Here is a 21,966-nt window from a genome sequence, read left to right as displayed (position 1 = left end):
AGTCCGCTCGCTGCTGCCAGGATGTGCTCCACTGTGTGGATCCGGTTACCGTCCTGTGCGATGGTAGTGCCCCGGGAAATGTCCACCACGTGGTCGATATCCGCGGGAACGGAGGGGAAGGCGTCCAAGTCGGTGCGGATGAAACGAATGCCCGTGTCCACATCGGCCGGCTTGAAGGTAGCAGTGGACGCCACGCCGGTATGCAGGCCGATGCCCGAGACCGAGGTTTTCTTCAGAATGGTCTGCTGATAGGCCGTCACGGCAATCAATCTTTTTCTTGTTGCTGAGCGCCTTCCAGCTCGCCCAGCCGCGTCTCAAACCTGCGCAACCGCGCGGCCAGCTCAGGCAATTTCTTGATCGAGGCCGACTGTCGCAGCCAGCGGGGCTGTTCCAGCGCGGGAATTCCAGCGTAGGTCTTTCCACCCTCCAGCGATTGCATCACCGCCGATTTGCTGGCCACCACTGCCCGGTCTCCAATGGTCACATGGTCTACCACGCCCACCTGTCCCCCGAGGGTCACAAAGTCGCCGATTTCAGTCGAGCCGGCAATCCCCACTTCCGCGGCAAAGAGGCAGCCGCGACCCACCCTCACGTTGTGGGCTATGTGCACCAGATTGTCGATTTTTGTGCCCTCACCAATCGTAGTATTACCGATGGTGCCCCGGTCAACGGTGCTGTTGGCGCCTATCTCCACTTGGTGGCCGATGACTACCCCACCTACCTGAGGCACTTTGTGGTGGCTGGCGTTATCCGTGACATAGCCAAATCCATCTGCCCCGATGACGGCCCCGCTGTGCACAATTACCTCATCACCCAACTGAACGCCGTCGTACAGCACCACGCTGGGATAGAGGTGCACAGCACGGCCCAGCACCGCGCCCCCACCCACGTGAGTACCCGCGCCAATGATGGAGTCATCGCCCACGGAGGCCCCGGCACCAATTACAACGAAGGGACCGATGCTTACGTTCTGGCCCAGTTTGACCGCGTTCCCCACCTGGGCGGAGGGGTGGACGCCCGTCTCGGCTCCAGCAGCCGGATGGAGAAAGGCCAGCGCGGCAGCAAACCCCAATGCGGGGTTTTCCACCCGTATGCCGGCCAATCCCTGGCTGTCCATAGTGGCACCCAGAATAACGGCGCTGGCACCAGAATCGGCCAGATAAGTACTGTACGCAGGGGTTGCCAGGAAAGTAATACCGCCCTCGTTGCCCGATTTGATATCGCAGGCATGGGTAATCTCAATGGAGCCATCCCCGTCCACGTCACCGTGGATCACACGGGCGATCTGGGCGAGGGTAGGCAAGTCAGTGTGGAGCGTTAGTTTGATGCGGAACGGCGCAGCTCCTCGATCACCTCACTGGTGAGATCCCACTCTGGCAAGGCGTAGACCAGGGCGCCGCCGGCGGCATCAACGATATAGTCATATGACCGCTCAGCGCCTATCTTCTTCACCGCTTTATCCACCTTGTCCAATACCGGCGCCATCAGCTGGGCCTGGTAGCGATAGAGGTCTCCTTCGGGACCAAATTTGGCCTGCTGGTACTGCTGTGTCTCCTGAATTTGTTCCTGTATCTCGCGCTCTTTTGCACGAATCTTCTCATTGCTCAGCAACAGACGCTGGCGCTCGAACTGCTTGCTCAAACTGTCCAGGCGCTCCACGTGAACGTTGTACTCCACCTGCAGTCTCCGGGTCTCTTTCTCCAGCTGTGCCTGGGCGTCGCGAACTTCCTCAAATTCCTGCATGATCCGGTTGGAATCGATGTACCCTATCTTGAGCTGGCCCGCCAACATCATGGGGATTGCCAACGCCAGGCTGATCGAACCAAGGGTATGCCCGTGTGTCTTCACTACAACTCCTTCTTCGAGTTAAAAGGGTGCTCCGAAAATAAAGTGAAACTCCCACCCATGGGGACCCGGATCACGGTTTGGGCTACGGACACGGTCACTGTCCACCGGGTCGAAGCCGTAGCCCAGGTCCAAGCCCAGCAGCCCCAGCATGGGCATGAATATGCGAACGCCGACACCTGCCGACCGCTTCAGCAGGAAGGGGTCAACCGAGCCAAAATCGAGCCAGGTGTTGCCCATATCTACGAAGGCGAGGGCATAGACAGTGGGGCTGTTCGAAAGCGACAACCGCAGCTCCGCTGAATATTTCAGCATCACCGTTCCGCCCAGCGGCCGATCAAGATAGGGACCCACGGTGTTGTCTTGGTATCCACGTAACATCTCACCAAATGGTATCCCCGTCCCACCCATGTAGAAGCGCTCATCCGGTGGCAGAATCGACCGGTCGCCACGGCTCGTCACCTGTTTGATGGCCCCCAGCTTCAGCGACTGGTGGAACACCAGTTTCTGGGTGGCGGGAACATACCACTTGAGGGTGAATACATGCTTATGGAAATCCTCATTGCCGCCCAGCCAAAGCCCGGAGAGGGTGGACACCCAGTTCAGTTCCGAACCCCTCGTGGGGAACTCGGGCCGGTCGCGGCTGTCCCTGGAGATGGCCTGGGTAAGGGAGATGCCAATCGTCGAGATGTAGGCCTCGCCTTCGGGGAATTCGTCATCGGTCACCCCGCTCAGGTAACTCTTTAACAGCTGACGCCGCTCCTCAAGTGATTGTGATGGATCATCCAGTGAGTAGCTCTTGTTTGCGGCCTGAAAGCTCCACGATCCTCGAAAGAAGGAGTCCGGCCACCGGAACCGGCGCCCCCAGCGGGCGGAACCACCAATTTGAATGATGTCGAACGGCAGGTAAAACGCAGCGGCCTGGGAACGCCCCCGCTCAGAATAAAAGACCGACAGGCCCACCAGGTTAGGCGTGTTCAGCAACCACGGATTCATCAGGCTCACCGATATTGACTGGTAGGCCGATTGCCGAACCCCAGACGACAGACCCAAACTATTCTGTGCACCCCGGGTGTAATTCAGATTAAGCAACTGCCCCGTGCCGAGCAAGTTGTTGAACTCCAGCCCGCCACCACCAATGATGCCGAACTGCTCAGTGTACCCGATGGACAGGTTGGCACGGTCGGTCGACCGTTCGGTCACCTTTATATCTAAGTCTACCTCATCCTCGTCCACCGGTTGCACGTCGGGCTCCACATTCTCGAAGAAATTCAGGATCCAAACGTCACGCTGGCTGCGCCCCAGCCGCTCATAACTGAAGGTGTCGCCCGGATCAATGCGCAGCTCACGGCGAATCACATAGTCGCGGGTCTTCTCGTTGCCGGAGATGTTGATGTACCGGATGGAGACCTTCTTGCCCTCAACAATGTTGAAGACCACGTCCACCGAATCCATACCTACCGGATACTCCACCGGTTCCACACGCGAATAGAGGTAGCCCTCATCCATATACACCGGGTGGACTTTCTGCGCCACGGCCATCGCAAAGGCCTCCTTGTTCACCAGGTCTCCGGTGCTGAATCCCAGCGCCGCCTGCAGCTTCTCATCCGTGTGCAGCGTGTTGCCTTCCCAGCTGAAGTTGCGGTAGTAGTACGGATGCCCCTCACTGATGCGCAGCACTAATTCCATGGACTTGCCATCGGGAGCATAGCCCACTGAATCACTGGCGATCATGACATCGCGGTAGCCTTGGTTGCGATAGTAATCCAACACGCTCTTTATGTCTTCTTCGTATTCGTCCTGGTTGAATGGAGAGCGCCAAAAGGTGTACCACCGCCACCGCTTGGTGTTCTTCATCTTCAGCCGTATCAGCCAGGTAGCAACATTGTCGTTGCCTTCGATGCGGATGTGTTTCAGACGCACCCGCTTGTGTTCCTTGATCGAGATCACCAACTTTTGCCCATGGGGACGCTCCCCGGGCAGCTGATCAACGGCCACCTCCACCTTCAGAAAACCATCCTCGTGGTACGCCGCCTTGACTTTGCGCACCACCTCTGATACGGCGTACTCGGACAGAATTTGGGGCGGCTTGAACTCGATGGCCTCCAACAACTTGTTCTTGCTGATCTTCTTGTTCCCCTCGAAAATGATCTCCTCCAGAGACGGGTACTCCTCCACCGTAATGCGCAGCACCAGCCCTTCATCGGTCTCGTCATCCATGTAGACCTGCACGTCGGCGAAGAAACCCAGATCCCACAATCGGCGGATGCCCCGTTGAATATCCAGGCCCGTCACCGTTCTCCCGGGAATCAACCGCGAGGTGGAACGAATCACCTGTTGGGAGGCCCGTTCGCTGCCTTCCACCACCACTTCCTTGAGAGAAAAACTGGGTACCGGCTGGCCCCAGGCCAGCGTTGCCAGCAAAAAGATCAGCGTGATTCCTGTTTTGAACACCATGCTTAATCCATCATCGGCGCTGCCACGACCTGTTCGCTCAGCAGCCCGAACCGTCTCTCGCGCCGCTGATACTCCAGCAGCGTCTCATAAAGGGCCTCGCGCCTGAATTCGGGCCACATGATCTCGGTGACGATCAGCTCGCTATAGGCCGACTGCCACAGGAGGAAATTGCTCAGCCTGGTCTCGCCGCCAGTGCGGATGATTAGCCCCGGATCGGGCATGCCGGCTGTGTAGAGACAGGCCTCAAACAAGGCCTCATCGATGTCGCCCGCAGCAAGCTGCTCTTCGGTGAACTGATGGATGATACTGCGAACAGCTGCGATTATCTCCTGTCGGCCACCATAGCTGAGAGCAAGATTCAGGTTCAGGCCGCTGTTGTCGGCCGTCAAGCCGATGGCACTCCGGAGCTCCCGCTGGGCGATCAAAGGGAGGTCTTCAATCAGTCCAATGGCGGTCAGACGGACATTGTTTTCCATGAGCTCCTGCACCTCGTCACGAATGGTCGCGACCAGCAACCGCATCAGTGCATTTACCTCCGTGCGGGGGCGCTTCCAGTTCTCGGCGCTGAACGTGTAAAGCGTCAACATCTCTACGCCGATTTCTCCGCAGGCGCGCGTAATCTCCCGGACGGAGTTCACCCCCTCCTTGTGTCCCGCCACTCTGGGCAGAGCCCGCGACTTTGCCCACCGGCCATTGCCATCCATGATAATGGCGACGTGCCGGGGCAATTTCCCCTCTGCCAGGAGTCTTGCTTTCAGTTCGGATTCGTTATCGGATTTCATCGGTACCGTCAAAGCTAAGTTACCTTACACCCCCGCCCGAGGCAACCGTAGGCTAGTCACCGGATTCCTGCCCCTCGTACGTGTAGATTTCGGCCGTATGATGGTCGAACGGTTCCAGCCTGGCAACCCCAGTCTCCAGGCTCACCTCCACACCACAGCGGTAGCAAACTGCCAACTCGGCTACCAGCCGGTAAAGCAGCAGGTCCATCAGCCCGAATAGCAGCAGGAACCAATAACTCACCGCCACAGCCAGGACCGCACCTAGAATCATGATTGCCAGACCCAGGAGCTGGTTGAACGCCTTACGGCGGTAAAGGTGCCGGCACCCGCACAGCGGGCATCCCTGTTCCAACGACCATGCCGATTCAACAGTTCCCGGCGAGGTGCCGCACTGGGGACAGATAGCGGACCGGGAGTCGGCCGCTTTGACGCGGTAATAATGGCCACACTGATCGCACTCAATGGACAGGTCCACCATCACAGCGGCAGCTCCAGTTCCAGCAGATAGCCATCGAAAATGAGGGTGCCCATCACCACCAGGATCAGCACCACGTAAAGCAGACCGGTGGCTGACTGGGTCGACTGGATGCGGGCGGTCCTCATGGCCATCCAGGCAAAGACCAGCGGCGCCGCCAGCCCCATGAGCAGGCCAATCCACAGAATGAACCCGTCCAGTCTGGTCAAAAGCAGATAGGCAGGCTGGAGGCGTAGGCCCAGTTCTGCCTGGGTCACGACCAGCACTCCCGCCACCCAGGCCGCGCGGCCCGCCAGCAGCAACAGGGCCAGCCGGGTGGCTTGGCGCAGGTAGCCGATGGGCAACTCGGCCACATTCAGGTACCAGTGCCCCAGCACCATGGCATACATCACCGCGGCCAGCACGGCACCACCCCAAATCACCGCCATCCAGTGGGCCCAGTCAGCTTGAGCAATCCGACCATCCAGCGCCTGCTGGCATAGTAACCCACCCCACAAAAGCAACAGTGGGGTTAGTATGGCCTGGGCTATTCGCATTCGATGCCAACCCAGCCCCAGCACCACCAGACTGAGACCACCCAGACCTAGCATCCAGCCCTTCATTGGCATTGCCGGGCTTTGCAGGCTCGTCAACAGGGTGGCCAGTCCCAACATGATGGTTGCCAGCCCCAGGTTAAACCGAACGAAGCCACTCTTAATAACGCTCACAGGCACAAGCCAGATGATGACAGGATAGACGCCCGCAAACTGGGACAGGAGCAATACGGTGAGGTCGTTTATCATGCAGTCATTTCACCGGCATGCCGATCGCTGGGATGAAAGCCTTGCTGCAGCCCTTCATAACCACGCCAGACAGTTATGGGTCGCCAGCTTCGGAGCGGTGAGTAATTTAGGTGTGCGCTACGATTTTGCGATAAGTGGCGGCTGGCTGGGCTTCAAGACATGCCCCTGATCATGCTCAGAAGAGCATCGGCAATTCGCCGGAATTCTCGCCCAACGAGGTCGTCGGGGTGCTGCAATACATACGGCTCCCCTGAATCGGACGCCACCACCAGCTCCGGCCAGAGCGGCACGCTCCCCAGCAAGGGCACGCCCAGGCGTTTGCTCTCCTCCTCGCCTCCCCCGCTACGAAATATATCCACGTCAACGTGAAAACGGCCCTGCTCATCACCTGTCACGCTGGATACAGCGCCCAACCCCTCGAATTCGAGGGTAGCGCCGGGCACAACCTGTCCCTGAGCGTCCTTCACCACCCCCCGAAGAGGCAGGCTGGACATATTTTCCACGACACCTAGCACCGGCGTATTCACCTTGGCGAACATATCCGCCCCCTTGCGCACATCCAACAGCGCCAGCTTCTGGGGCGTGGTGACAATCACCGCCCCGGTGAGGGCAAGTCGCTGGACCAGCGTCAGTTGAATATCCCCCGTGCCCGGCGGCAGGTCGATGACCAGTACCTCGAGCTCCCCCCAGGCCACATCGTCAAAAAACTGCTGGGTCATCTTGGCCACCATGGGACCCCGCCAGATGGTTGGCGCCTGGTTGCCGCTGATCAGGCCGAAGGACATGACGGCCATATTGTGGCGCTCAAGGGGAATGATCTTCTGCTCAGCGTTCATCGCCGGCTGCTCCTCTACGCCCATAATCATGGGGAGGCTGGGACCGTAAATATCCAGGTCGAGGATACCCACCTTGGCACCGCTAAGGGTCATGGCAGCGGCGAGGTTGACCGACACCGTGCTTTTGCCCACGCCTCCCTTCCCGCTGGCCACCGCAATGGTATATTTCACGCCCGGTATAGGGCTCTGCCCAACGGTCGGGCCTGCTGGACCGGCAGCCGGACCGTTTCCGCCCCTGGGCTTGGGTGGAACGATCTCCACCTCCACGCTGGATAGGGGCAGCTGGTCAATCAGGGCTGCCTTGACTGCCGATGCCAGCTTCGCCTTCTGTTCCTCATCGGTTGAGGCCACGCCTAGTTGCAGCCGGGCCTGATCGCCGTCCACCACCACGTCGTGCACCATACCGAACGAAACAATATCGCGATTGAAGCCGGGGTAGTTCACCGTCTTGAGGACGGCCATTATTGCATCACGTGTCGCGGGCAATACTCACCTTTGGTTGGGGGCCTGAGCAGTGCGACTGACAACAGAACGCGGCTGCCAGTCAAACGGACAGCCGCCGCTGAATGCGCAATGGTGGATGGTGCTAAGCGGCGTAGTCCTGGCCAAAACGGTCATAATTCATTTTAGTAAACTTTTTCCACTCTTCCGGCACCGCATCTTCCTCAAATATGGCCTCCACTGGGCACTCAGGCTCGCAGGCGCCGCAATCAATGCACTCCTCAGGATCGATATACAGCATATGGCCGGTGGGATCATCACCGGCTTCCCAGCCCTCGTCTGGATGGATACAGTCCACGGGACAGACATCGACACAGGCCGTATCGCAGGTATCCAGGCAAGGTTCTGTTATGATGTATGCCATTCCCGTCGGCCTCCATCATAAAGTGCATCGTGTCATAATCATCGTGCGTTTTGGGCTGTGCCCCGTCAGTGAACTTACCCTTATTCTCGCCAGCGATACAATCAAATTCAGATTCCCGTCCGACGCCTGCTGCCCTGCGGAATCAGCTCGGGTCGCGGATGAAATTGGATGACCCCTTACATACCAGCGGATGGTGACGAGCTCAAGGTAGCAGTTGGCGCTGGGCAGCAGCGGTGGCTAAACTAGGCCTGCTAATAGAGGAGCAGAATCCCGGCGGTGGGAGACTAACCACGGGAGTCAGCCGGCTTGTCTGATAATAAAAAATCGCCGACGCCAAGGCAGAATCCGCCCAATTTGCCATCCTGGTTGCCCCGGGTTCTCACCGCGTTCCGTCTGATCCTGGGCGCCGTCTTCCTGACGTCTGGCGCTTTGAAAGTTCTGGACGCCCAGAGCTTCATGGCCACACTGCCCCTGTATCAGCTGCCGGGTTGGCTCACCCCGGCCGGAGCGCTCTTGCCCACCGTCGAGACGATCCTCGGCATAGCACTGCTCATGGGCGTGGTACCCAGACTCACCGCCCTGGCGACTCTCGCGGCGCTGGGCCTGTTTTCCGCCCTGTTGGTGATGGGCATACTGGGTGGCGAATTGGAGTCGTGCGGCTGCTTCGGCCGGCTGCTGGAAACCAGCCCCGGAATTGCCTTGATCCGTAACCTCGTCCTTGTGCTCCTGGCGGGAGCTATGTGGCGCTTCACCCCGCCCACCGCTACGCGCTGGCGTACCTGGAAGGTGGGGTCGCTGGCTGCACTTCTGCTGGCACTGGGTACCCTTACCGGCTATACGATCCACCACCCCCAATTGGACACCACCTCGGCCCAGCCGGGGACCCTCTTCCCCGATGAAGGCTTCCTAGCCGACCCGCCGGCGTTGGAGGGCCGGCAGCTGGTGTTCATCTTCTCCGTGACCTGTGAGCACTGCTGGAACGCCGTGGCCAACGTGAAGGCTTTATCTGCGGAGCTCCCGGACTACGAAGTCTTCAGCGTCACCCTGAGCGCATCCCACGAGTTGGGCTGGTTTGTGGAGGAGTTCAACTTCGACCTGCCCATTTACCGATACGACCCTGACCTCTTTGCGGGCACCTTCCGCGCCTGGCCGGCGCTCTACGTCCTGGAAGACGGCCTCATCATCGGCAAACTGGACAACGAGGTGCCCGCACCCAAGACCCTAATGGAAATGCACATGCCGCAGTGGCAGTGAGCCGGCCCTGCGGGGCTTGCCCGGTCCCCATCCACAGACGCCATGACCGCCACGAGCAGCACATCGGACTTCGATGCCCAGGTACGGCGGCAGATTTATGAGCACGTCGTCGATACCGGTATACCACCCCGTGTTGAGGACAGCGTCAAGGCGCTCTCCCAACCATCCGACGAGATCCGTTCTGGCGCTTGACCCCTAGAGGGCGATCTCCGGCGCGCCCAACCGCCAGCGCTGTCTAATCAACCTCCGGTGTGGCGCCGCCATCTTCGGCCAGGGCGACCAGCCGCCGCGTGATGGAGGGGTGGTTGTAAAACATGAATTCCACAACTGGATGGGGGTCCCGGTCGGCAAGGTTAAGGTCGGCCAGACGCTGAAGCCCACTGGCCAGGTCGCGGCCACTGCCCAGTAGTCGTCGGGAGTAGCCATCGGCGGCGAACTCGTTCCGCCGGGAGTAGGCGTTGGCCAGCGGCGCCGTAGCGAAGCTGTACAACCCCAGCAGCAGTGCCAGCCACGGTAGCGTTGCCAGATCGGTGACATTCCCCGCCGTGATGCTCGCGTGAACACTCGCCACAAGCTTGAGCCCCACAACCGTGAGGACCATCCCCAAGGCCATACCCTTCCAGATGTGTCGCAGTTTGAAGTGTCCCAGCTCATGGGCCACCACCGCCAGGATTTCGTCATCGGGGAACTGCTCCAGCAGCGTATCGGCCAGCAGGACCCGTTTGGCCCGCCCCAGGCCAGTGAAGGCCGCGTTGGCTTTCTTGGTCGTCTTGCTCAGGTTGAACCGGAACACCCCCGCCACGTTCAGTCCCACCGAGCCACTCAGGGTTCCTATGCGCTCTTTCAGCGGATGGTCATCAGCCAGCGCCTCAAACTCGTAGAAGAGCGGGAATATGAGGGTCGGAGCCAGCCGTCCCAGCACCACCGTGAACAGGATCAGCACCCCACTTACCGGCAGCCACCAGCCCGCCCCGAAGGCCCTTAGGCAGGCCAGGAATATCAGTGCCAGGGGCAGCCCCACGGCGGCGCCCACCAACGCGCCCTTCGTCCTTGCCCACGCCCATCCCGCCAGGCTTTGGTTGGAGAGCTGATAGCGGTGCTCCACCAGGTAGCCACTCAAAAACGATAGGGGCAGCGCATAAACCTGCGCTAGGACACCTGCCGCCAGGCCAAACAGTACGAAGTGCAAGTAAGGATTGGCCGTCAACTCGGTGGCTGCAGCCAGCCACGCAGACAGAGGCGTGAGCACCAGCAGCAGCAAGTACGCCCACCCCGCCGCCGTGGAACTCAGGCTGAGCGCCAACTGCGTACGATGATACGCCTTGGGCCGTGACGGCCCGGCCGCGTCTTCAACCCTGCCCGTCACGCTCAATCTTCCCCATATTGCCGCAGGAATGACTGCGACCAAGAATCGAAACGCCCCTGCCTGATGGCGCTGCGCATGTCGGCCATAAGGCGCAGGTAAAAGTGCAGGTTATGGGCCGTAGCCAACCGCAGGCCCAGAACCTCCCCCGTGTGGAAAAGGTGGCAAAGATAGGCCCGCCCGAAGTGCGCGCACAGGGGGCACTCGCAGCCCTCCTGTACCGGCTCCTGGTCCAGGCGGTAGCGGGTATTACGGATGTTCAACTTCCCGGTGGGGGTAAACAGCTGGCCGTTGCGGGCATTGCGCGTGGGCAACACGCAGTCAAACATATCCATGCCCAGCGCCACTGACCGCACCAGGTCCGCCGGGGTCCCCACCCCCATAAGATAGCGGGGCTTAGCCTGTGGCAGCAAGGCAGCCATCAGTTCCAGTGTTGTCAGCAACGCCTCCTTGGGCTCGCCCACTGCCAGCCCCCCCACGGCATAGGCCGGGGTCTCCAGCGCCAGCAGCTCCTCGGCGCTGCGTCGCCGCAAATTCTCATCGGTTCCGCCCTGCACGATACAGACCAGTGACTGGTCATCGCCCACGCTGGGGGCGGTGGTCTGGAACCGCTCGGCGCTACGCCGGGCCCAGGCCGTCGTGCGGGCCACGGCTTCAGCCACCATCCGCCGGGAAGCGTCAGCTGGCGGACAGACGTCCAGTGCCAGGACAAAATCCGAGCCCAGTCCGCGCTGGATGTCCACCACCCCCTCCGGCGTGAGATGGTGGGTGGTGCCGTCAAGGTGGCTCCTGAAGGTTACCCCTTCGTCATCCACCTTCCGCAGGGCTGCCAGGCTGAAGATTTGATAACCGCCCGAATCGGTCAGGATGGGACCGTCCCAGCCCATGAAGTTATGCAGGCCGCCGGATTTGCCGATCACCTCCATGCCCGGCCGGAGGAACAGGTGATAAGTGTTGCTCAGCACCATCTCGGCGCCCAGCTCACGCAGCTCCCACGGGGCCATCGTCTTCACCGCGCCGTGGGTCCCGATGGGCATGAAACAGGGGGTCTCCACCCGACCGTGGGCGAGGACCAGCTCGCCCGTCCGAGCGGCGGAATGAGCGTCACTGGACCCGATCTGGAATTGCAACGCTTCAGGCCCGGATGCGGCTAGGGCGCATGAGCCGCCAGTATTGAGCGGCGGCCGGTCTCAGGCGGGGGGGCAAGCGGAGCGGTTAGTTAGAAATCTGTGCCGATGGTCAGGTACCAGCTGCGGGTGCGTTTCTCCCCAGCGGGAGGATTGAGTGGCCAGGCAAAGTCGAGTTGAATCGGTAGCCCGAAAAGCAGGAAGCGCGGGCCCCAACCGTAGGTGACGATATCGGACCTGTCGCCGGCGTTATCCCATAATCCCGCCGCGGCATCCAAAAACGCCACACCGCCCAGCTGACCCAGCATGCGCAGGGCCGGGAAGTAATAGATCAGGAATGGAAAGCGGAACTCCAGATTGACCAGCACGGCTTGACGGCCCACCCGCTCCATCAGCCGGGTGCCCCGCAGGGGCGTCAGGTATTCGGAAAAGTAGATCGTTTTCAGGTTCTCAACGGCAGTTCCATCAAAGATATTCCGGGCGTAGCGGCCGCCCCCCTCCGAGCTGAACAACCACGGTAGCCCGCCCACGAGAAAGCTCTGGGCATCGGCCCCGTAGCTGGCGCCGCCGGATACCCTCGCCGCTATGCTGGTTCCGCCAAACAAACGGAAATACCGTCGCACATCTAGGGATACGGTCTGGAATGAGATGCCCTCATTGCTCAGCTTGGGACTGGCGGTGGCAGACAGGGTAGTTCGCCAGCCATTTACCGGGTGCAGAAATGCCCACTCGGCGTTATCCCACACGTAAGCCAGCCGGGGGATTAAGGACGTAATCCGGACGGTAGATGCCCGGGTGAAATTGAGATCACGGTTGGGGTCGGTAAATATGGCGTGCTCCACAGCGTTGGCCGTGAGGCTCAGATCAAAGCGCCGGAACCGGTTCATGGGCAGGGAAGCCGTAATGTCGAGGCCAAAGTGCCGCAAGCGGTTCAACTCCGATAGTCCAGTGGAGAAGATGAACGCGGTGTGGAATACCGTAAAGTAATAGTTCGTCCGGAACGGGAGCAGGTGGTAGGTAAGAAAATAGTCGGAATTGTCCAGCGAAATCTGCATTTCGGTGGCCATCGAAATACGGTGATTGCCCAGAATGTCGCTGAACATGAACTGGGTCATGCCCTGGAAACTGTAGAGCGTGCTGTACCCCGCATAGCTCTGCACGAGGTCCAGTGTGAAGCGGGTTTTGTAGCGATGGACGCGATATTCGCCCCCCTCGTCCTTGTAGGCCTGTTCCTGCAGCTCCACCCGCTCCGCTGTATCCCCTGCGGCTGTGCCATAACTGTAGGGCTTATCCAGACCAAATACGTAGTTCGCGTAGTCGCCTTCCAACCGCGGCTGGGTGCGGCCCCGGTCCTCATTCACCAGGATGGACTTGGTGTCCGTAGTATCGGTCAGCAGAAAGTTGGACAGGGGCACCGTCTTCGGCTGCTCCCACATATCCAGGGGGTTATGGATGCGGTAAATATCGAATCCCGAGCGCTCAAACCCGGTGAAGTAAAGCCGGCTGTCGTCCCGGCCCATGCTCAGGTCGCTGATTCCCGTTAATATATTGGTAACCGCTCTGGTTTCATCCGATTCCAGGTTCAGCATATAAATGTTGTCAATGCCCGATCGGTCGCTGGTGAAATATAGGTACGGCTCGGTGTGGGCGAAGACCGGGTAATTCTCTTTGCCCGGATCGCTGGTAATTCTGCGGAGGTTCGAGCCATCCCGGTCAATGGAGAAGATGTCCAGTTGGCCCAGATCGTGATCCAGCAGACTGAACCCTGGCGCAACGGATGCAAGCAACTCACCACTGGCCGGAGCATACCGCTGCTCAAATTCGTACCGGTTGCCCTGTTCATCAAACCGGTAGCCGGGATAATCCCCCCGATCGGTGCTGAAAACGATGCTCTGGCCATCGGGCGACCACACCGGATTAAACTCGCTAAAGATATCGTCGGTGAGATTGGTCAGATCCCCAGTCTTCAGATCAAGGAGATAGATATCGCTTTTGATGCCACTATTGCCTACCAGTGCAATCGTCTCGCCTTCGGGACTCCAGGCGGCCATGAACAGACCTTCCAGCTCGGTTGGGTACTCCTTTACCTTGGCGGTCTTAATGTCGGCGACGTAGAGTACGTCCTTGCTGGCTGCCTTGGCGGCAAAGGCCACTCTCTTTCCATCCGGTGACCAGGTGATGCCCGGCTTGAGCAGCTTGAGCTCCTCAAAATGTGCGGTGGTTCCGCCCCGGATCAGCCGCTTCAGGAAACGCCCATCAGTAGCGGAGATAAGCACGATCTCCATGATGGAATGGTCGTTCCGCATGATGGCCAGCTTGCTGCCGTCGGGTGAAATAGCGGGCGCGATGTTGTAGGTGTTCTGCAGTTCCTCGTGCTTAGTCACCGGATGGGCAATATCCTTGAGCCGGTCCCGGCCAGCTACATCCGGCCAGTACAGCTTCTTGAGGTAATCCCGCCACTGATCAGTGAGCAGCTCAAAGTCGGCTCCGATGGCCGCACGGAAGCCCCGCTCCACATTGCCAGACATTTTGACGCGGCTGAAAATTTCGGCGATGGACTCCTCGCCGTACTTACCGGCAATGTAGCGCCACACCGACTGACCCCCGCGATAGGCGTACAGCCCGCCAAGCTGCTGGATCGGCACTATATCTCCGTGCAGAGCAAGGTCCCGCATGTACATGTCGGAGTTGGCATCCCAACCCGTGGCGAGATACTCCGATAGGCCCTCGTTCATCCAGCCCGGAATGGAATAACGGATACGGCCACTTATGATCGACTGCACGTTGCCGCCATAAATCATATCATTGAGCAGGGCATGCACCAGCTCATGCCGGATGACATGCCTGAAATCATCGTAGCTGCCTTCAAATGGCACCACGACCCGGTTCTTGAACAGCTCTGTAACGCCGCCAATTCCCTCGTACATGTAGCTGAAGGTCACATTGGTCTGCTGAAAATCTGCATGGGACGCGTAGATCATGATGGAGACCCGTTTCTGAATCTGCCAGTTCAGGCGGTCCGAGATCTGACGGTAGGCTTCATCGGCCACTCCCGATGCAAACTCGGCCAGAGGAAGGTTGTCCCCGTAGAAATAGATGTCGAAGTAGGGGGACTGAATAAACTGCCAGTCGTAGCGGTCGTACTGGACAATATTTTGTCCAAACTGGGCACCGAGGGGCGTAGCCAGCCACAGGATCACAGAAAGGGCCACTAGGCGTGCAGGTTTCATCATGATGGACTATACGCTCCGTGAGGCAGAAGGTTCTGTCGCGCAGGAGTCAATTAGTAGACGCGACCAGTAGGGCATAGGTTAATGCTCCGGGCAGGCCGTCCACCCCCCTCCTACGATTACCTGGCGTTCCGGCGGGGGTGGGTGCCGGACGTCAGTTGCCTGATGGGAAGATAAGGGCAAAGGGGACGGGATGCAAGCCGGGGTCAGGCTACCTGTCGGAACGCTGCCAGGAGCTGCTCCTTGGTGGCCCGGGAAATATCCCTGCCCTGCAGGCCGAAACCCGCTGTCCGCCGGGCAATATCGCGCAGCTCCCGAACCGGCAGCGACGCTAGTTCCTGCTGGGAGGGCACGCTCGTCTCTGTCGGTGGCGCGTCATCGGCGGGGGTGGGCGTAGGGGGTCCGGATCTGCCGCCCGGATGAATGAGCACCCGGTCAGTTTCGTCATGCGGCCTGGGAATCACGTGGCTGGAGACCAGCTCGCCTACTCGCTCCGCTGCCGCAGCGCCAGCCGATACACTCGCACGCACCGCGCCGGTCTCACCTTCGACGCTCACCGTAACCAGCGCCGCGGCCGTCACCTCCTTGCCCAGCAGGCGTACGTTGGCCGCTTTCACCATGGTGTCGGCCGCTTCGATGGCAGCTACCAGACCCCGGGTCTCAACCAGCCCTAGAGCCTTTTCTGTGCCAACCATCCGTTGAGCTTAATCCCCTGAGGGTAGAATGGACTCCACGTCACTGTGGGGACGTGGAATAACATGGACCGATACCAGTTCGCCGACTTTTTCAGCGGCCGTGGCCCCCGCGTCGGTGGCGGCTTTCACCGCCCCCACATCACCTCGGACCATGACGGTCACGAAACCACCGCCGATCTTTTCCTTACCAATGAGGCGTACGTTGGCGGCCTTCACCATGGTATCCGCCGCCTCGACGGCGCCAATGAGTCCGCGCGTCTCAACCATACCCAGTGCATCGAGGGAAACTGCCAAGATGGGCCTCCTCAAGTATTAGGTCGTCGTGATGTGAACAAAGCCGGGGTGAACCTGTGGCATGTCATATACAATATTAAGCAGGATTTTACCTGCCACCTCTCTGAATGTCAACTCATTTCTCCTAATATTGCGTTGCCTCTCCGACGGGCAGCGCCTAATTTAACCTGCGATGAGCTCCCCGGCTTATTTCATATCCGACGTGCACCTCGCCCTGAACGGCGGCGAGGCCGAACGCGAGAAGCGGCGGCAACTTTTCGACTTTTTCCACATGGTCCGGCAAACGGGTGGAACCCTGTTCATTGTCGGGGACTTCTTCGATTTTTGGTTTGAGTACAGGCATGTCATTCCCAAGCGCTATTTCGATGTGATCCATCAGCTCCATCTGCTTCGTGCGGCCGACATAGACATCCATTTTATCTTGGGTAACCATGACTATTGGACCAACGGGTTTCTCAACGGACCGCTGGGCCTCCAGGTCCATCTATCGGCGGCGCAGGTTGACCTGGACGGCCGACGCATTCATTTGACCCACGGGGACGGCTTGCTGGCCAAGGATACGGGCTACCGGCTCATGCGCAAGGTCCTGCGCAGCCCCGTCGCCATTTTCCTGTACCGTTGGCTGCACCCCGACTGGGGCATAGCTCTGGCACTCGCCGCATCACGTTACAGTCGCAACCACAACCGGGGCAGCTACGATGAGGACGCCATCTTTAACGAGCTTTCCCAATACGCCCGCTCCCGCTGGGACGAGGGTGTTGACCTGGTGGTGATGGGGCACTATCACCTCCATCGCCTGCACACCAACCAGGACGGCAAGAGCCTGCTCTGTTTGGGCGATTGGATATCCCACTACTCCTACGGCAAGATCGCCCAGGGTCAATTGACCCTGGAGTCGTGGGCCAGCTGAGCCTGGCGCGCCATGACCGTCCAGCAGCCCATCCGTCTCTTCCCGCCGCGCCTCACCGCCCGCAGCGCACTGCGCCTCCTGGGAGTCACCGCGCTCATGCTGCTCTTGGCTGGCTGTTTTCTGTTTCGCCGGGAAAAGGATGAGATTGACGTGGAGAAGCTCCGCCTCGATTACCAGCAGGGCAAGATGAGGGCACTGCTTGAAATTATTGAGATATACGAGGATACCGAGGCGCCTCTCAGCGTGCGCCTGGCTGCCGCCAATGCCTTGGGCGAAAGCAGGCATCCCAAGGCCGTGGCTGCGCTGGCGGCCAATGTGAGCGAGGCCAGCGCCCTGAATATCGACATGATGCTGGCCTCTATTGAGGTGCTGGCCCGCATCCCCAGCAATGCCAGCGCCAAGGCCCTTACCGATGCGCTCAGCACCACCGGGGCCAAGCTGGCCCAGCTGCGCAACAAGCTGGTGGAAGGGTTGGAGTCCATCGGCTCGGAAGACTACGTCCAAACCCTCATTGACCTCTATCAGGCCAGCCGCGAGGACCACCTGCGCATGCAGCAGATGCTCACCAAAGCACTGGGCAGCATCGGCGACGAAAAGGCCATCCCCGTCCTCATCAGCATCGCCAAGGACCCTGAAATCAACCTCATCACTCGCAGCGCCGCCATTGACCTGCTGGCCAAGAAACGGACCCCCGAGATCGTGCAGCTGTTCGCCGACATGCTGGGTGATCCCGCCACCAACCTGCAGCTGCGGGATTTCGCCCTGAGCGCTATGGGTGAGATCAAGGAGGAGCGTCTCGTGCTGGCACTGCTGGAAACCTATCAGCTGGGACGGCAGGAATACTACTCCCTGCTGAGCACGCTCCTCACGGCCCTCGGCGACTTCACAGACCCGTCCATCAAGGCCACACTGATCGACATTGCCCTGTCCGGCGACTTTCCCTTGAGCTTCCGCAAGCAGGCCATTGCCAATCTGGCCAAGTACGCCGACCCCACCATCCTTGCACAGGTGATCCCGCTCCTTGAAGATCCCCTGAACTACGGCCTGTTCAGCGACATCGCGGAGCTTACCGCGGCTCTACTGCCCGGACCTGACGGCCGGGAGCGCATCCGCCGGGCCGCATTCAGGGCGGCCAAATCGTGGCAGAGCCTGCAGTGAGGCACCCGATCCATGTTTGGCTGCACCGCTTTCTGTTCCTGCTGGCGCTGGCCGTGGTCTTTCCCACGGACTTGTTGGGTCAACGGGCCCAGGCAGGCGACACGGTCGCCACCATCCCCAGCAGGACCACCCGGCGCATCACCTACAAGGATTTCTTCGATATGCAGACCACGCTGGAGGATTTGCGCCGGGAGATGAACCGCCTTAGAGTGGACGTGGAGGCCTACCGCAGCCGGGAGTTGACGCCCGAAGTCTACCGCACCATCCTGAGACGCTTGAGCCCCCCTCCGCTGACGCACGAGGTGGTCCTCACCAACGGCACCATCGTACGCGGCAACATCATTGCCGAGAATATCGATGAGCTCACCATCGAAACGACCCTGGGCAACCTGATGCTGAACAAATCCCACGTCCGCTCCATCCAGGATATCCGCGAGCTCAAGCCCAAGTTTGATTTCCTGGGCGACGCCCGGGAGGAAATTCATGACGACCACCGCATCTACACCGGCCAGGTCAAGAATGCGGGGGTGAGCCGGGGGGATTTCGTCCGGGTGGTATTCCGGCTGTGGAACGCGAAAACCGAACTGGTGGCGGAGGACTCGTCCTTCGTGGTGGGCACCGACTGGGCCTATCTGTCAGGCGTATATTCAGACAGCGCCGTGGAGGCGGGACTCACGGGCGACTATCGTGTCAAGGTCAAGACAGACAAGGACAGTGCCGTGAGCTATATTACCCGGGAAATATACTGGGACCAGATGAACTGACGTTACTGTCGCGAGGCGGCACGCCCTAGATAAGGAACTCGCTATGGGCACTATACCACAGGACCGGGATCGAACCTTTGTTCCCTTTTCCGCCAGCCTGCAGGCCCGCATCAAAGCGGGAGAGAGGACCCCGGGCCAGATAGAAGACTACCGCAAGTTCCTCGCCGAGGTGGAGGCGAAGTTCATGCGCCACCCGGTGATCACCTCCAACAGCTACTGCCAGTGGTTTGCCCAGGGCGCTATTCCCAGGGATCACCTGCGCCACTTCATTGCCCAGTTCTCGGTTTTCTCCAATCTGTTCCTCATCGCCCAGTTGAAAAAAACCATCAATTCCGGCACCCTGCAGTCCATGCGCGCCTCCAAGGAAATTCTCGCCAATGAGATCGGCGTGATCTTCCACAAGGCGGGGCGTGGAAACGGCAAGAGCGACGACGCCATGTCCGAGGAAGAAAAAGATCTCTCCGGCGACCCGGCGCTGGTTTCCACCGAGGGCACCGTGGACGGCGGCACCTTCCGTTTCAGGGCCAGCCACTTCGAATGGCTCCTGCGCATCGGAGAGCAGCTGGGGCTGGGCTTCGCCGACATGGGCAAGCGGCGCCACGGAACCTCAGCGACCCTATTCTTCTGCGACGAGCTGGAGCGCATATACGGCAGTGAAGATCTCAGCGTGGCCGAAGGGGCCAGTTTTGCCGTCGAGAATTGGGCCGCCGCAGGTTTCTGGAAGCAGCTGGTGCAGGGGCTCAAAGCCTTCAAGCAGGAGCAGCTCCCCTCACTGTCGCTATCGTTTTTCACCTGGCACGATAAGGTGGAGGATCAGCACGCCGCCCATACGCACGACGAGCTGGAGGAGGTGTTCTTCGAGGACTGGTTTGACCGCGAAAAGTTTCTCGCCGGCGGCCAGGAGATGCTGGCAGGGGTGGCGGCCTTCTGGATCGGGCTGGACGCCGACCGCAAGCAATCAGCGGTGGTCTAGGCCGGCAGCCGCTACTTTAGCAGCAGCACTCTCCGCGTAGCGGCGGCCTCACCCGACTCAAGCCTGACCAGGTAGACGCCGCTCCCCACCGGCTGGCCCCACCGGTCGGCACCATCCCATTGCAGCTGATGGGTCCCTGCCGGTTGCCAATCGTCCATCAGCAAAACGACCTCCCGGCCCTCGAGAGTGTAAACGGCCAGCCGCACCCTGGTCGCAATGGGAAGCGTATACCGCAGGGTGGTAACCGGATTGAAAGGGTTGGGAAAGTTCTGTTCGAGGACGAAACCTTGGGGCAGGCCGCCGGCGGCAGCGGCAATATTGACCGTGCCCTCCGGCGTGGCCGATACTTCATTGGAAATGTTGCTCTCGTTGCCACCGCTGTCCACGGCTGTTACGTGGGAGTAATAGGTAATGCCATTGGTAAGTCCGGTCAGGCTCACGGTGGTATCTGTAGCACTGGAGGTAGAGTCCACCAGCTTAGCCGGGCTGGTCACGGTATCGCCGTAGACCCGGTACAGGGCAAAGTCGGTGGCCGTGCTCTGCCGCCAGGTCAGGGTGACTTCGCCATTGCCGGCCTCGACCATCAGTCCCTCGGGCGCCGCCGGTGCCGTGTCCGCCTCCGCCACGGATCCCTCAATGGTAAAGGTCCCCGTCATGGGGGAATGGAATTGGCAATTATAAAACAGCTGATCGGGTGCGTCACCGGGGACCGTGAACTGCAAATCTCCCTGCGTAACACCATTTCCTGTAACGCCAGCGTTATACGCATTCGCCGTTCCGGTGGAACGCACGGTCTTGATCCAAAAAGGATGCCCTAGTGCTGATATATGGAAGATATAGGTCGAATCTCGTTGTAGGGTTATCGAAGGGTTGTTCTCATCGTCGATAATGTAAGAGGTGAATCCGTTGTTGATGACTTGAAATTCTGTCGCAGCATGAATTGTTAGAATCGGGATAATTAGCATCCCTAGCGTCAAAGCTATATAGGGCCGAGGCAACATTTTTGTGAACTCCTGGCAGTTAATTTTCTAAAGCCATAAAGCGCGAGAGATTCGAATTTAGCGAGACGTACCGGCGATCCAAGGAATAGCCCCGTCCGCAATAGACACTCGAATTGTTTCGCCGCTCAGGAAAGACATTAGTATCCAATTCCCCGAGACGCAATAGCTAAGCAGCGAACTGGCAGTTAGGCGAAATCTAACCGGGATATGCTAAGGCTTGCGGCGCTAGGCCTTGCCGAGGAGGGCGAGCATGATGGCATTTTGCACGTGCATGCGGTTCTCCGCCTGGTCAAAGACGATGGACGCCTCCCCGTCCAGCACCTCATCGGTCACTTCCACACCCCGCTCGGCAGGCAGGCAGTGCATGAACCAGCTCTTTTTGCCCGTGGCAGCCATGAGCTCTGCCGTCACCTGGAACCCCTCGAAGCGGGCCTGCCGCTCCGCTGCTTCCTCCTTCTGGCCCATGCTGGCCCACACGTCGGTATAGACCACGTCGGCCCCGGCCACGGCGGCGGCTGGGTCGTGGCTGATGGCCACCTGGCTCAGGCCGGCCTTCTCTGCCAGGGTAACTGTTTCAGGGTCGGGCCCATAACCCTCCGGGCAGGCGATGGTGAGACCAAAGGGGAGCCGCGCCGCAAGCCGCAGCCACGAGTGCACGATGTTGTTGCCGGCACCAATGTAGGTGATTTTCAGGTCGTTCAAATGCCCCCGGCGCTCCCGAATGGTGAACATGTCCGCCATGATCTGGCAGGGATGGTTGTAGTCGGTAAGCCCGTTGACCACCGGCACCGTGGCGTGCTCGGCCAGCTCCAGTATGTGAGCGTGGTCGAACAGCCGCGCCATGATCATATCGTTGTAGCGGCTCACCACCCGCGCCACGTCTTTTACCGCCTCGCGCCGCCCCAGACCCATATCGTCCGGCCCCAGGTAGAGGGCGTGCCCGCCCAGGCGGTAGAAGCCGGTCTCGAAGGAGATGCGCGTCCGGGCGGACGGCTTGGCGAAAATCATGGCCAGCGAGAGGCCCCGGAACGGGCGGTAGTCGTGGCCATCCCTGAAACGGGCCTTGGTGCGGGCCGCCAGGTCGAAGATATGCTCTATTTCAGCGGGAGTCAGATCGGTGATGTGGAGGAAATGCTGGGAGGTCATTCTGCTCTC

At 59.9% G+C, this 21,966-nt stretch carries 22 protein-coding genes; 6 read left to right on the top strand and 16 right to left on the bottom strand.

The features are described from left to right. From IH971_02675 to IH971_02635, 9 genes are all read right to left on the bottom strand, one after another. On the bottom strand, positions 1 to 260 hold a 260-nt coding region (locus IH971_02675; GenBank protein ID MCH7496739.1), incomplete at its 3' end, for a UDP-3-O-acyl-N-acetylglucosamine deacetylase. 5 nt (positions 261 to 265) lie between these two features. After that, positions 266 to 1,303: a UDP-3-O-(3-hydroxymyristoyl)glucosamine N-acyltransferase gene (gene lpxD / locus IH971_02670; protein MCH7496738.1), complete on the bottom strand. Its 1,038-nt coding sequence runs from the start codon at positions 1,301 to 1,303 to the stop codon at positions 266 to 268. Between the two features lie 14 nt (positions 1,304 to 1,317). After that, positions 1,318 to 1,848 (bottom strand): OmpH family outer membrane protein, encoded by a 531-nt coding sequence (locus IH971_02665; protein MCH7496737.1) that lies wholly within the window; start codon positions 1,846 to 1,848, stop codon positions 1,318 to 1,320. 18 nt (positions 1,849 to 1,866) lie between these two features. Beyond that, complete coding sequence (bamA, locus tag IH971_02660; protein MCH7496736.1) at positions 1,867 to 4,302, bottom strand: outer membrane protein assembly factor BamA; 2,436 nt, start codon at positions 4,300 to 4,302, stop codon at positions 1,867 to 1,869. A 2-nt stretch (positions 4,303 to 4,304) separates the two neighbouring features. After that, complete coding sequence (locus tag IH971_02655) at positions 4,305 to 5,084, bottom strand: isoprenyl transferase (GenBank protein MCH7496735.1); 780 nt, start codon at positions 5,082 to 5,084, stop codon at positions 4,305 to 4,307. A gap of 52 nt (positions 5,085 to 5,136) precedes the next feature. Beyond that, complete coding sequence (locus IH971_02650) at positions 5,137 to 5,562, bottom strand: hypothetical protein (protein ID MCH7496734.1); 426 nt, start codon at positions 5,560 to 5,562, stop codon at positions 5,137 to 5,139. Beyond that, entirely contained in the window at positions 5,562 to 6,341 is a 780-nt protein-coding gene (locus tag IH971_02645) for a hypothetical protein (GenBank protein ID MCH7496733.1), read from the bottom strand. Before IH971_02645 ends, IH971_02650 begins: the two co-directional genes overlap by 1 nt. Positions 6,342 to 6,493: 152 nt before the next feature. Beyond that, positions 6,494 to 7,639, bottom strand: a complete 1,146-nt coding sequence (locus tag IH971_02640; GenBank protein MCH7496732.1) for an Mrp/NBP35 family ATP-binding protein — start codon at positions 7,637 to 7,639, stop codon at positions 6,494 to 6,496. Positions 7,640 to 7,763: 124 nt separating this feature from the next. Further along, the gene (locus tag IH971_02635; protein MCH7496731.1) at positions 7,764 to 8,042 is read right to left on the bottom strand and encodes a ferredoxin family protein; all 279 of its coding nucleotides are present in this window, start codon (positions 8,040 to 8,042) and stop codon (positions 7,764 to 7,766) included. A gap of 306 nt (positions 8,043 to 8,348) precedes the next feature. On the opposite strand from IH971_02635, the gene IH971_02630 reads away from it, so the two are divergent. Beyond that, positions 8,349 to 9,296, top strand: coding sequence for a DoxX family membrane protein (locus IH971_02630; GenBank protein MCH7496730.1), 948 nt, complete (start codon positions 8,349 to 8,351; stop codon positions 9,294 to 9,296). A gap of 42 nt (positions 9,297 to 9,338) precedes the next feature. After that, entirely contained in the window at positions 9,339 to 9,488 is a 150-nt protein-coding gene (locus tag IH971_02625; GenBank protein ID MCH7496729.1) for a hypothetical protein, read from the top strand. A 43-nt stretch (positions 9,489 to 9,531) separates the two neighbouring features. Here the strand turns inward: IH971_02625 and IH971_02620 are convergent, their stop codons facing one another. From IH971_02620 to IH971_02600, 5 genes are all read right to left on the bottom strand, one after another. Continuing rightward, positions 9,532 to 10,662: a M48 family metallopeptidase gene (locus tag IH971_02620; GenBank protein ID MCH7496728.1), complete on the bottom strand. Its 1,131-nt coding sequence runs from the start codon at positions 10,660 to 10,662 to the stop codon at positions 9,532 to 9,534. 2 nt (positions 10,663 to 10,664) lie between these two features. Next, complete coding sequence (gene tgt, locus IH971_02615; protein ID MCH7496727.1) at positions 10,665 to 11,789, bottom strand: tRNA guanosine(34) transglycosylase Tgt; 1,125 nt, start codon at positions 11,787 to 11,789, stop codon at positions 10,665 to 10,667. An 89-nt stretch (positions 11,790 to 11,878) separates the two neighbouring features. After that, on the bottom strand, positions 11,879 to 15,019 hold the full coding sequence (locus IH971_02610) for a PD40 domain-containing protein (protein MCH7496726.1): 3,141 nt from the start codon (positions 15,017 to 15,019) through the stop codon (positions 11,879 to 11,881). A gap of 203 nt (positions 15,020 to 15,222) precedes the next feature. Then, on the bottom strand, positions 15,223 to 15,711 hold the full coding sequence (locus tag IH971_02605) for a BMC domain-containing protein (GenBank protein MCH7496725.1): 489 nt from the start codon (positions 15,709 to 15,711) through the stop codon (positions 15,223 to 15,225). A 9-nt stretch (positions 15,712 to 15,720) separates the two neighbouring features. Continuing rightward, positions 15,721 to 15,978 (bottom strand): BMC domain-containing protein, encoded by a 258-nt coding sequence (locus IH971_02600; GenBank protein MCH7496724.1) that lies wholly within the window; start codon positions 15,976 to 15,978, stop codon positions 15,721 to 15,723. 199 nt (positions 15,979 to 16,177) lie between these two features. Here IH971_02600 and IH971_02595 point away from each other — a divergent pair, with 199 nt between their 5' ends. From IH971_02595 to IH971_02580, 4 genes are read left to right on the top strand one after another with little or no spacing between them, the layout of a single operon-like run. After that, on the top strand, positions 16,178 to 16,915 hold the full coding sequence (locus IH971_02595) for a UDP-2,3-diacylglucosamine diphosphatase (GenBank protein ID MCH7496723.1): 738 nt from the start codon (positions 16,178 to 16,180) through the stop codon (positions 16,913 to 16,915). A 12-nt stretch (positions 16,916 to 16,927) separates the two neighbouring features. Next, entirely contained in the window at positions 16,928 to 18,073 is a 1,146-nt protein-coding gene (locus IH971_02590; protein ID MCH7496722.1) for a HEAT repeat domain-containing protein, read from the top strand. Then, positions 18,070 to 18,837 carry a hypothetical protein gene (locus IH971_02585; protein ID MCH7496721.1) on the top strand — a complete coding sequence of 256 codons (768 nt, stop codon included), beginning with the start codon at positions 18,070 to 18,072 and terminating at the stop codon, positions 18,835 to 18,837. Before IH971_02590 ends, IH971_02585 begins: the two co-directional genes overlap by 4 nt. Before the next feature lie 43 nt (positions 18,838 to 18,880). Next, a complete protein-coding gene (locus IH971_02580; GenBank protein MCH7496720.1) occupies positions 18,881 to 19,810 on the top strand; it encodes a hypothetical protein in 930 nt (309 codons plus the stop codon). A gap of 11 nt (positions 19,811 to 19,821) precedes the next feature. Here the strand turns inward: IH971_02580 and IH971_02575 are convergent, their stop codons facing one another. Both IH971_02575 and argF read right to left on the bottom strand, forming a co-directional pair. Then, on the bottom strand, positions 19,822 to 20,466 hold the full coding sequence (locus tag IH971_02575) for a T9SS type A sorting domain-containing protein (GenBank protein ID MCH7496719.1): 645 nt from the start codon (positions 20,464 to 20,466) through the stop codon (positions 19,822 to 19,824). Between the two features lie 570 nt (positions 20,467 to 21,036). Next, positions 21,037 to 21,957 (bottom strand): ornithine carbamoyltransferase, encoded by a 921-nt coding sequence (gene argF / locus IH971_02570; protein MCH7496718.1) that lies wholly within the window; start codon positions 21,955 to 21,957, stop codon positions 21,037 to 21,039. Positions 21,958 to 21,966 lie beyond the last annotated feature (9 nt).

This window comes from Candidatus Neomarinimicrobiota bacterium (assembly GCA_022560655.1).
GTDB lineage: Bacteria > Fidelibacterota > Marinisomatia > SCGC-AAA003-L08 > TS1B11 > JADFSS01.
Note: the sequence above shows the minus strand (reverse complement) of the source record. Positions and strands in the feature narration are given on the sequence as shown.

Coding starts and splice junctions, on each gene's coding strand:
- bamA (MCH7496736.1), bottom strand. CDS start 4,302: ATGGTGTTCAAAACAGGAATCACGCTGATCTTTTTGCTGGCAACGCTG.
- IH971_02655 (MCH7496735.1), bottom strand. CDS start 5,084: ATGAAATCCGATAACGAATCCGAACTGAAAGCAAGACTCCTGGCAGAG.
- IH971_02650 (MCH7496734.1), bottom strand. CDS start 5,562: ATGGTGGACCTGTCCATTGAGTGCGATCAGTGTGGCCATTATTACCGC.
- IH971_02645 (MCH7496733.1), bottom strand. CDS start 6,341: ATGATAAACGACCTCACCGTATTGCTCCTGTCCCAGTTTGCGGGCGTC.
- IH971_02640 (MCH7496732.1), bottom strand. CDS start 7,639: ATGGCCGTCCTCAAGACGGTGAACTACCCCGGCTTCAATCGCGATATT.
- IH971_02635 (MCH7496731.1), bottom strand. CDS start 8,042: ATGGCATACATCATAACAGAACCTTGCCTGGATACCTGCGATACGGCC.
- IH971_02625 (MCH7496729.1), top strand. CDS start 9,339: ATGACCGCCACGAGCAGCACATCGGACTTCGATGCCCAGGTACGGCGG.
- IH971_02610 (MCH7496726.1), bottom strand. CDS start 15,019: ATGATGAAACCTGCACGCCTAGTGGCCCTTTCTGTGATCCTGTGGCTG.
- IH971_02605 (MCH7496725.1), bottom strand. CDS start 15,711: ATGGTTGGCACAGAAAAGGCTCTAGGGCTGGTTGAGACCCGGGGTCTG.
- IH971_02600 (MCH7496724.1), bottom strand. CDS start 15,978: ATGGTTGAGACGCGCGGACTCATTGGCGCCGTCGAGGCGGCGGATACC.
- IH971_02595 (MCH7496723.1), top strand. CDS start 16,178: ATGAGCTCCCCGGCTTATTTCATATCCGACGTGCACCTCGCCCTGAAC.
- IH971_02590 (MCH7496722.1), top strand. CDS start 16,928: ATGACCGTCCAGCAGCCCATCCGTCTCTTCCCGCCGCGCCTCACCGCC.
- IH971_02580 (MCH7496720.1), top strand. CDS start 18,881: ATGGGCACTATACCACAGGACCGGGATCGAACCTTTGTTCCCTTTTCC.
- IH971_02575 (MCH7496719.1), bottom strand. CDS start 20,466: ATGACGGGGACCTTTACCATTGAGGGATCCGTGGCGGAGGCGGACACG.
- argF (MCH7496718.1), bottom strand. CDS start 21,957: ATGACCTCCCAGCATTTCCTCCACATCACCGATCTGACTCCCGCTGAA.